This window comes from Xanthomonas sp. SHU 308, assembly GCF_000364645.1.
Classification (GTDB): domain Bacteria; phylum Pseudomonadota; class Gammaproteobacteria; order Xanthomonadales; family Xanthomonadaceae; genus Xanthomonas_A; species Xanthomonas_A sontii.
Genome location: NZ_AQOK01000147.1, coordinates 1 through 9355, shown reverse-complemented (window position 1 = coordinate 9355; position 9355 = coordinate 1). Strand labels below are relative to the sequence as shown.

8 protein-coding genes and 1 pseudogene are annotated in these 9355 nt (G+C 70.5%); 4 read left to right on the top strand and 5 right to left on the bottom strand.

Features of this window, described 5'->3' with window-relative positions:
* From D588_RS0106255 to araD1, 4 genes are all read right to left on the bottom strand, one after another.
* Window positions 1-767 (bottom strand): ATP-binding cassette domain-containing protein (locus D588_RS0106255; protein WP_017915378.1); only part of this gene is annotated, 767 nt, incomplete at its 3' end.
* Between the two features lie 10 nt (window positions 768-777).
* Entirely contained in the window at window positions 778-1770 is a 993-nt protein-coding gene (locus D588_RS0106250; protein WP_039727380.1) for an ABC transporter substrate-binding protein, read from the bottom strand.
* 96 nt (window positions 1771-1866) lie between these two features.
* Window positions 1867-3306: an aldehyde dehydrogenase family protein gene (locus tag D588_RS0106245; protein WP_017915376.1), complete on the bottom strand. Its 1440-nt coding sequence runs from the start codon at window positions 3304-3306 to the stop codon at window positions 1867-1869.
* Window positions 3307-3324: 18 nt separating this feature from the next.
* Window positions 3325-4332 (bottom strand): AraD1 family protein, encoded by a 1008-nt coding sequence (gene araD1 / locus D588_RS0106240; RefSeq protein ID WP_026143438.1) that lies wholly within the window; start codon window positions 4330-4332, stop codon window positions 3325-3327.
* A gap of 152 nt (window positions 4333-4484) precedes the next feature.
* Here araD1 and D588_RS0106235 point away from each other — a divergent pair, with 152 nt between their 5' ends.
* Complete coding sequence (locus D588_RS0106235; RefSeq protein WP_017915375.1) at window positions 4485-5468, top strand: LysR substrate-binding domain-containing protein; 984 nt, start codon at window positions 4485-4487, stop codon at window positions 5466-5468.
* Window positions 5469-5628: 160 nt separating this feature from the next.
* Here D588_RS0106235 and D588_RS0106230 read toward each other — a convergent pair whose 3' ends face one another.
* Entirely contained in the window at window positions 5629-6426 is a 798-nt protein-coding gene (locus D588_RS0106230) for an SDR family oxidoreductase (protein WP_017915374.1), read from the bottom strand.
* 174 nt (window positions 6427-6600) lie between these two features.
* Here D588_RS0106230 and D588_RS0106225 point away from each other — a divergent pair, with 174 nt between their 5' ends.
* The 3 genes and pseudogenes from D588_RS0106225 to D588_RS24145 form a co-directional block, all read left to right on the top strand.
* A complete protein-coding gene (locus tag D588_RS0106225) occupies window positions 6601-8325 on the top strand; it encodes an IlvD/Edd family dehydratase (RefSeq protein ID WP_017915373.1) in 1725 nt (574 codons plus the stop codon).
* Between the two features lie 256 nt (window positions 8326-8581).
* Window positions 8582-9106 (top strand): sigma-70 family RNA polymerase sigma factor, encoded by a 525-nt coding sequence (locus D588_RS0106220; protein ID WP_026143437.1) that lies wholly within the window; start codon window positions 8582-8584, stop codon window positions 9104-9106.
* Window positions 9107-9171: 65 nt separating this feature from the next.
* Window positions 9172-9355: pseudogene (locus D588_RS24145) on the top strand (iron dicitrate transport regulator FecR); the annotation flags it as partial.

Sequence of the window (9355 nt, the reverse complement as noted above, 5' to 3'; positions counted from 1 at the left end):
GCGCGCACCGCGGCGGCCGCCGCGCTGGCCGGGTCGAGCGCGCGCCCGACCATCGCCGCGACCAGTTGCGGCGCCGGCAATTCCGCCGGCGTGTATTCGCCGACCAGGCGGCCGTTGCGCAGCACGCTGATGCGGTCGGCCACCGCGTACACCTGGTCCAGGAAGTGGGTGACGAACAGGATCGCCATGCCGCCATCGCGCAGCGCGCGCATCACCCGGAACAGTTCGGCCACCTCGCCTTCGTCGAGGCTGGAAGTGGGTTCGTCGAGGATCAGTACCCGCGCCGACACGCCGACCGCGCGCGCGATCGCCACCATCTGCTGCACCGCCACCGGATAGCTGCCCAGCGCGCGGCGCACGTCGATGGCGATGCCCAAACGCTGCAGGCCGGCCTCGGCCTCGCGCTCGACCCGGCGCCAGTCGATGCGCCGCAACCAGCCGCGCAGCGGGTAGCGGCCGGCGAACAGGTTCTCGGCCACCGACAGGTTCGGGCACAGGTTCACTTCCTGGTACACGGTGCTGATGCCGAGCCGTTGCGCCTGCTGCGGTGACGCCGGCGCGACCACCGCGCCGTCCAGCGCGATGCGTCCGGCGTCGGCGGCGGTCACGCCGGTGAGCAGCTTGATCAGGGTCGACTTGCCGGCGCCGTTCTGGCCCATCAACGCGTGGATCTCGCCGCCGCGCAGGCGCAGCGCCACGTCCTCCAGCGCGGCCACGCCGGCGTAGGCCTTGCTCAGTCCCTGCGCCTCCAGCACCAGCGGATGCATGCGCGCGGCCTCAGTACTTGCGCTTGGGCAGTTCGGCCGCGGCCTGGTCCTGGGTGTACACCGACTCCTCCACCACGATGCGCTTGGGCAGCGGCTTGCCGGCCTTGAGGTCGCGGATGGCCTGCACCAGTTGCGGGCCCAGCAGCGGATTGCATTCGACGGTGACGTTGAGCTTGCCGGCCTGCATCGCCTCGAACGCGCCCTTCACCCCGTCCACCGAGATCACCAGGATGTCCTTGCCCGGCTTCAGGCCGGCTTCCTCGATCGCCTGGATCGCCCCGATCGCCATGTCGTCGTTGTGCGCATAGAGCACGTCGATGTTGCGCCCCTCCGACTTCAGGAACGCCTCCATCACTTCCTTGCCCTTGGCGCGGGTGAAGTCGCCGCTCTGCGAGCGCACGATCTGGAAGCGCGGATGCGCCGCCAGGATCTCCTTGAAGCCCTTCATGCGATCGATCGCCGGCGCCGAGCCGACGGTGCCCTGCAGTTCGACGATGCGCACCGGCTTGTCGCCGTCCTTCAGCGGCGAGCGCTCGACCAGCCAGCGCGCCGCCTTGCGTCCTTCCTCGACGAAATCCGAACCGATCAAGGTCACGTACAGGCTGTCGTCGGACACCTTCACCGCGCGGTCGGTCAGCACCACCGGGATCTTCGCGGCCTTGGCCTCGCGCAGCACCGTCTCCCAGCCCGACTCCACCACCGGCGAAAACGCGATCACGTCCACGCGCTGGGCAATGAACGAGCGCAGCGCCTTGATCTGGTTCTCCTGCTTCTGCTGCGCATCGGAGAACTTCAACTTCATGCCGGCATCGGCGACGGCCTGCTTGATCGAGGCGGTGTTGGCGGTGCGCCACTCGCTCTCGGCGCCGACCTGGCTGAAGCCGACGGTGAGTTGCCCGGGCGCCTTGCCCGCGTCCTTGCCGCCGCCGGAACAGGCGGCCAGCGCCATGCCCAGCAGTGCCGCGATTCCCAGCGCCCGCATTCCCGACGTGTGCTTGTGCATAGCCCCTCCTCGTTGATGCACGCTGGCGGCGGACGGGCCCGGAGGCCGCGACGCGCCGCCCACCCTCCCAGGCCGGCGTGCGCTGATTCGATCAGTTCATGGTGCGGATGTGTAAGCCGTCTTGACCGTGGTGTAGAACTCCACCGCATAGCGGCCCTGCTCGCGCGGGCCGTAGCTGGAGGCCTTGCGTCCGCCGAACGGCACGTGCGGGTCGACGCCGGCGGTGGGCAGGTTGACCATCACCATGCCCGCCTGCGCGTGCCGCTTGAAATGCGTGGCGTGCTTCAGCGAGCGCGTGGCGATGCCGGCGCACAGGCCGAACTCGGTGTCGTTGGCCAGGGCCAGCGCGTGTTCGTAGTCGTCGGCCACCAGCACCGCGGCGACCGGGCCGAACACCTCCTCGCGGGCGATGCGGTGCTGCGGCTGCGCGGCCACCAGCGCCGGGCGCAGGTAGTAGCCGCGGTGCGCGCACTCCAGCGCCTCGCCACCGTAGAGCAGTTCCGCGCCTTCCTCGCGGGCGATGCGCAGGTAGTCGCGATCCTGTGCGAACTGGCTGGCGCTGGCGACCGGGCCGATGTCCACACCTGGCTCCAGCGCATGGCCGATCTTCAGCGCGGCCAGGCGGGTGCGCACCCGCGCGACGAACTCGTCGTGCACCGCGCGTTCGACGATCAGCCGGCTCGAGGCGGTGCAGCGCTGTCCAGTGGAGAAGTAGGCGCCGTTGACCGCGATCTCCGCTGCCAGGTCCAGGTCGGCATCGGCCAGCACCACCAGCGGATTCTTGCCGCCCATCTCCAGCTGGATCTTCAGCCCGCGCTCGGCGGCCTGCTTGAGCAGACGGTTGCCGGTCGGCACCGAGCCGGTGAAGCTCAGCGCATCGATGCCGCGCTCGGCGACCAGCGCCTGGCCGACCGTGCTGCCGCTGCCGAGCACCAGGTTGAACGCGCCGTTTGGCAGGCCGGCGCGGCTGAGGATCTCGGCCAGCGCCCAGGCGCAGCCGGGCACGATCTCCGCCGGCTTGAACACCACGGTGTTGCCGTAGGCCAGCGCCGGCGCGATCTTCCACGCCGGGATCGCCAGCGGAAAATTCCACGGCGCGATGATGCCGACCGTGCCGACCGGCTCGCGGGTGATCTCGACGTTGACCCCGGGCCGGGTGGAGGCCAGCGTCTCGCCGGGAATGCGCAGCGCCTCACCGGCGAAGAACTTGAAGATCTGCCCGGCGCGCGCCGCCTCGCCGATGCTCTCCGGCAGGGTCTTGCCCTCTTCCGAGGCCAGCAGCGCGCCCAGTTCCTGCTTGCGCGCCAGGATCTCGCTGCCGACCGCGTCCAGCGCGTCGGCGCGCTGCTGCGGGGTGCTCGCGGCCCACGCCGACTGCGCCGCGTTGGCCGCGGCGATCGCCTCGCGCACCGCGGCCGCGTCGAGGCTGCCGGCTTCGCCGACCGGTGCCGACAGGTCGGACGGATTCTCGTCTGGGGCGAGGTCGTCGCCGGCCACCCAGCGGCCGTCGATGTAGCTCTGGAAACGTCGGGTCATGCCTACCTCCGTGCGGTTCTACAGCGCGCGCACGCCGCCCAGGGCGAATCCGCTGTCGACGCGCTGCAAGGGATTGACCAGCGCCGCGCCGAACTCGGCCAGTTCGATCTCGAAGCGGTCGCCGGGCTGCGCCTGCACGCCATCGGCGAAGCTCAGCGTGGCGGTACCGAAGAAATGCAGGTGCACGTCGCCAGGCACGCGGTGCGCGGCGTACTTGAAATGGTGGTATTCGAGATTGGCCAGCGAATGGCACATGTTGGCCTCGCCGGTGACGAAGGGCTTCTCCCAGATCACCGCATCGCCGCGGCGGATGCGGCTGTGGCCGCGCAGGTCGCGCGGCAACGCGCCGCAGCGCAGTTCCGGGCCGACCGCGCAGGCGCGCAGCTTGGAATGGGCCAGGTACAGGTAGTTCTGGCGCTCGGTGACGTGGTCGGAGAACTCGTTGCCCAGCGCGAAGCCGAGCCGGTACGGCACACCGTCGGCGCCGATGACGTACAGCCCGACCAGTTCCGGCTCCTCGCCGCCATCCAGGGCGAAGTCCGGCGACGGCAGCGGCGCGCCCGGCGCGACCAGGCTGCTGCCGTCGCCCTTGTAGAACCATTCCGGCTGCGCGCCGGGCTGGCCGTCGCGCGGGATGCCGCCGTCCACGCCGAGCTGGAAGATCTTCATCGAATCGGTGAGCGTGCCCTGTGCCGCCTGCTGCTGCAGGTTCTGGTGCATGGCATCGCGGGTGGCGGCGCTGCCCAGGTGGGTCAGGCCGGTGCCGGTGACGCGGCAATGCGCCGGGTCCGGATGGGTCAGCGGCGGCAGCACGCGACCGGCGGCCAGCAGCGCGGCGTAGTCGAGCACGCGCTCGCCGCGCAGCTGCTGCGCCTGCGCCTCCAGGCTGTTGCCGGCGGCCAGCGCCGCGTTGGCCAGCGCATAGGTGGACGCCACCTCGCGCAGCAGCCGCACCTGGCGGCCATCGTCTTCCACCACACCGACGCCGGGCGTGCCGGCGTCATCGAGCAACTGGATCAATCGCATGCATCGGTCGCCTGTCGGAATGCGGACGCGCAGCGGGCGGCGCGGGACACGCGCGGCGCGATGCGCCCGACCTATTCTGGCCGGACGACCTATATGCAACAAATATCGGTTTTGGCTTAACGTATACGAACATTCGTATCTCTGTGAGCGCCATGCCTGCCGCCCCGCCCTGGTTCGTCCGCGCCCGCCTGAAGACCCGGCAATTGATGCTGCTGCTGGCGATCGAGGAGGAAGGCAACATCCACCGCGCCGCCGAGACCTTGAACATGTCGCAGCCGGCCGCCTCCAAGCTGCTCAAGGACCTGGAGGACATGCTGGCGGTGCCGCTGTTCGAGCGCCTGCCGCGCGGCATGCGCGCCACCTGGTACGGCGAGGCGATGATCCGCCACGCGCGCATCGCCCTGGCCAGCCTCGGCGAGGCCGGCGCCGAGATCGAGGCGCTGAAGGCCGGCTATGCCGGCAGCGTCGCCGTCGGCGCGATCGCCGGGCCGGCGATGAGCCTGCTGCCGTCCGCGCTGGCCCAGGTCGGCGCGCAGCATCCGCTGCTGCGGGTGAGCCTGCGCGTGGACGGCAGCGACGTGCTGCTGGAGCAACTGGCGCAAAACAAACTGGACATCGTGGTGGCACGTCTGTTCGCGCGGCACGACAAGCGCCACCTGCACTACCAGGCGCTGGCCGAGGAAAAGGTCTGCGCCATCGCCCGCCCCGGCCATCCGCTGCTGGCGGCGCCGGCGCCGACGCTGGCGGTGCTGGCCGAGGCGCCGTGGATCGTGCCGCCGGACGGCAGCGTGCTGCGCCACCGCTTCGAACTGATGTTCCAGAACGCCGGGCTGGAGGCGCCCAAGCGGGTGATCGAGACCTCGGCGCTGGTGGTGCTGCCGCAGTTGCTGCGGCATGGCGACGCGCTGGCGGTGGTACCGGAGGACGTGGCCCGGCATTTCGCCGACCACGGCAGCGTCGCGATCGTGCCGGTGGCGCTGTCCTGCCGCATGGACGCCTTCGGCCTGATCACCCGCCGCGACTGGCTGCTGTCGCCCGGCGCGCGGATCGTGCTGCAGGCGCTGCAGGAGGCGGCGGCCACGGTGTACGGCGTCGCCGTGACGGCGACCCCGCCGTCGCTGCCTGCGGACGGCTGATCGCGTCGGGACTGAAGTCCCTCCCACAACGCGCCGCCCAGCAGCAGCGCCCGGCTGTTTGTGGGAGGGGCTTCAGCCCCGACGAGCGAAGCCGGATACCGCCTCCGCTGTTGCCCTGCCCGAACCGGTGCCCCCGCGACGCCCGGCCGCGCGACCGCGCTCAGGTCCAGCCGCCATCCACCACGAACTCCTGCGCGGTGATCGCGCGCGCCTCGTCCGAGGCCAGGAACAGCGCCATGCGCGCGATGTCCTCGGGCATCACCTTGTCCGGCAGGCACTGGTTGCGCGCCAGTTCGCGCTCGCCGGCCTCGTCCAGCCACAGGGTGACCTGGCGTTCGGTCATCACCCAGCCCGGGGTCAGCACGTTGATGCGGATCCGCGCCGCGCCCAGGTCGCGGGCCAGGCCGCGGGTCAGGCCGTTCACCGAGGACTTGGCGGTGGCGTACACCGGGTAGCCGCCGGTCTTGCTCTGCCAGCCGGTGGAGCCGAGGTTGACGATGGAACCGCCGCCCAGCCGCTGCATGCCCGGCACCACCGCCTGGATGGCGAAGAACGCCGCACGCTGGTTGATCGACACGCAGCGCTCCCAGTACTCCGGGGTCACCGCCTCCAGCGCATGGCGGTCGTCGCTGCCGACGTTGTTGAGCAGCACGTGGAAGTCGCCCAGTTCGGCCGCCGCGTCGCCGATCGCCGCCTGCAGCGCGGCCACGTCGGTGACGTCGCAGCGACGCCACCACGGCGCGGTCAGGCCGGACGCGGCCAGCCGCTCGGCCAGCGCGGCGCTGGCCTCGTCTGCGACGTCGACGAAGGCCACCTGCGCGCCCTGCGCGGCGAAGGCCTCGACCAGCGCGGCGCCGATGCCGGAACCGCCGCCGGTGATGAAGACGCGGCGCCCGCGCAGGCTGCCGTAGGTTGCGTTGCCGAGGGAGGAAGGCGCTGCGCTTGCCGAGTTGTCCATGCCGTTTCGCTCTAGGTGGATAGGATTTCGATATATGAAAACAAATATCCATTTGGAGATATTTGCTATTTTTCACGTATCAATATGCCCGCTAGCATCCCCGGCGTAAAGCATCCGGGGGCGGCTTGCGCACAAGGCGGATCCCGGCGTCCTGGACTCGAGGAATCCGCCGACATGGGCTCACCCAGCAAACCGCCGCGCCGCAGCCAGGCGTGGTTCGGGCGCGAAGGCAAGCAGGGCTTCTACTACCGCAGCTGGCTCAAGAGCGCCGGCCATCCGCACGACATGTTCGATGGCCGCCCGGTGATCGGCATCTGCAACACCTGGTCGGAACTGACACCGTGCAACGGCCACCTGCGCGAACTGGCCGAACACGTCAAAAAGGGCGTGTACGAGGCCGGCGGGTTCCCGCTGGAGTTCCCGGTGATGTCGCTGGGCGAGACGCAGATGCGCCCCACCGCGATGCTGTTCCGCAACCTCGCCAGCATGGACGTGGAGGAATCGATCCGCGCCAATCCGCTGGATGGCGTGGTGCTGCTGATGGGCTGCGACAAGACCACCCCGTCCTTGCTGATGGGCGCGGCCAGCGTGGACCTGCCGACCATCGGCGTGTCCGGCGGGCCGTCGCTGTCGGGCAACTGGCGCGGGCAGCCGCTGGGCTCGGGCACCGGCGTGATCGAGATGTCGGAGATGGTCCGCGCCGGCACCCTGAGCCAGGACGACTTCGTCGAGGCCGAGGCCTGCATGCAGCGCTCCAAGGGCAGCTGCATGACCATGGGCACCGCCTCGACCATGGCCAGCATGGTCGAGGCGCTGGGCATGTCGCTGCCGGAGAACGCGGCGATCCCGGCGGTGGACGCGCGCCGCGCGCGGCTGGCGCGGCTCAGCGGCCGGCGCATCGTGCAGATGGTGGAAGAGGATCTGCGCATGTCGCAGATCCTCAGCGCCGACGCCTTCGCCAACGCGATCAAGGTCAATGCGGCGATCGGCGGCTCCACCAACGCGGTGCTGCACCTGCTCGCCCTGGCCGGCCGCGTGGGCGTGCCGCTGCAACTGGACGACTGGGACCGGCTGGGCTCGCGGCTGCCGTGCCTGGTCAATCTCAAACCGTCCGGCCAGTACCTGATGGAAGACTTCTACTATGCCGGCGGGCTGCCGGCGGTGATGCGCGAACTCGGCAGCGAACTGGCGCTGGACGCGCGCACCGTCAACGGTCGCAGCCTGGGCGAGAACGTGGCGCAGGCGCCGTGCTGGAACCGCGAGGTGATCCACCCGCTGGACGCGCCGGTGCGCGCGGAGGCCGGCATCGCCGTGTTGCGCGGCAACCTGGCGCCGGACGGTGCGGTGATCAAGCCGTCGGCCGCCTCGCCGCACCTGTTGCGGCACCGCGGGCGCGCGGTGGTGTTCGAGAGCATCGAGGACTTCAAGGCGCGCATCGACGACGAGGCGCTGGACATCGACGCCGACTGCATCATGGTGCTCAAGCACTGCGGCCCGCGCGGCTACCCGGGCATGGCCGAGGTCGGCAACATGCCGTTGCCGCCGAAGCTGCTGCGCGCCGGCGTCACCGACATGGTGCGCATCTCCGATGCGCGCATGAGCGGCACCGCCTACGGCACCGTGGTGCTGCACGCCTCGCCGGAGGCCGCCGCCGGCGGCACCCTGGCGCTGGTGCGCGACGGCGACATCATCGAACTCGACGTCCCCGGCCGCGCGTTGCACCTGGAAGTCAGCGACGAGGAACTGCTGCGCCGGCGCAGCGAATGGACCCCGCCGCCGGCGCCGCCGCGCGGCTGGAGCAAGCTCTACGTGGAGCACGTGCAACAGGCGCACCTGGGCGCCGACCTGGATTTCCTGGTGGGCGGCAGCGGCGACGCGGTGGCGCGCGATTCGCATTAGCGGTCGCGGCAAGATGCATCCACCTTGCCTTCGCAGGAGCGGCGGCGAGCCCGCCGTGCGCACTGTGGGAGGAACTTCAGTCCCGACGCATTGCGCCATCGGAACGCAGACCACGCCGCGCGTCGCGGCTGCATGACAGGCGACTCCCGCAGGAAGTGGCGAACACCGCCTTGCTCCGCACGCACCGCCCCCACGTCACCGAACCGTCATCTGCAGCTTCTAGCCTGCCCCGCACCCCAGGGACAAGGCAGGCTCGGTGGCGGCTCACCCCAAACGCGCATGGGCGCGCATGTTCGCGGAACACGGCCCGGTGCTGCGCGGCTTCTTCGTGCGCCGCGGCGCACGCGAAGACGCCGAGGACATGGTGCAGGAAACCTATCTGCGGTTGCTGCGCGCGCATCGGCAGCAGGGCGAGGCCATCGCCAATCCCGAAGCCTATCTGTACACCGTCGCGCAGAACCTGGCGCGCGAACAGGCCGCGCGTCGCCGCCAGGCGCCGCTGCGCATCGACGAGATGGAGCAGTTCTCGCAATTGCTGGCGGCGGGAGACGACGTGGAAGACAGCGCACACCGGCGGCAGCGCCAGCAGCACCTGCAGGCCCTGCTCGCCGAACTGCCCGCGCGCACCCGCGCGGTGCTGGTGATGCAGTACCGCGACGGGCTGAGCTACAAGCAGATCGCCGAACGCATGGGCGTATCGCCGCACATGGTCAAGAAGCACGTGGTGCGCGGGCTGTCGGCCTGCCGCCGCGCGCTGGCCGACAGCGGAGACCGCTGGTGAACGACAGTACGTTCTCTTCGCGCAGTGCCATCGCCGATGCCGCGCACTGGCATGCGGTGCAACGCATGCAGCCGCTGGACGCGAAACAGGAGCAGCAGTTGCTGGACTGGCTGACCGCCTCGCCGCAGCATCTGCGCGAGTATCTGGCCATGCAGCGCGTGGCCGGCGAACTCGGCGAAGCGCTGCGCGGCATGGACCTGGACGTGGACGCCTTGCTCGCCAGCGACGACACCGCCGATGGCGCGGCGA

What these genes read in the sequence shown, in the direction of transcription:
- D588_RS0106245 (WP_017915376.1), bottom strand. Translation starts at nt 3,306, where the DNA reads ATGACCCGACGTTTCCAGAGCTACATCGACGGCCGCTGGGTGGCCGGC.
- D588_RS0106250 (WP_039727380.1), bottom strand. Translation starts at nt 1,770, where the DNA reads ATGCACAAGCACACGTCGGGAATGCGGGCGCTGGGAATCGCGGCACTG.
- araD1 (WP_026143438.1), bottom strand. Translation starts at nt 4,332, where the DNA reads ATGCGATTGATCCAGTTGCTCGATGACGCCGGCACGCCCGGCGTCGGT.
- D588_RS0106235 (WP_017915375.1), top strand. Translation starts at nt 4,485, where the DNA reads ATGCCTGCCGCCCCGCCCTGGTTCGTCCGCGCCCGCCTGAAGACCCGG.
- D588_RS0106230 (WP_017915374.1), bottom strand. Translation starts at nt 6,426, where the DNA reads ATGGACAACTCGGCAAGCGCAGCGCCTTCCTCCCTCGGCAACGCAACC.
- D588_RS0106225 (WP_017915373.1), top strand. Translation starts at nt 6,601, where the DNA reads ATGGGCTCACCCAGCAAACCGCCGCGCCGCAGCCAGGCGTGGTTCGGG.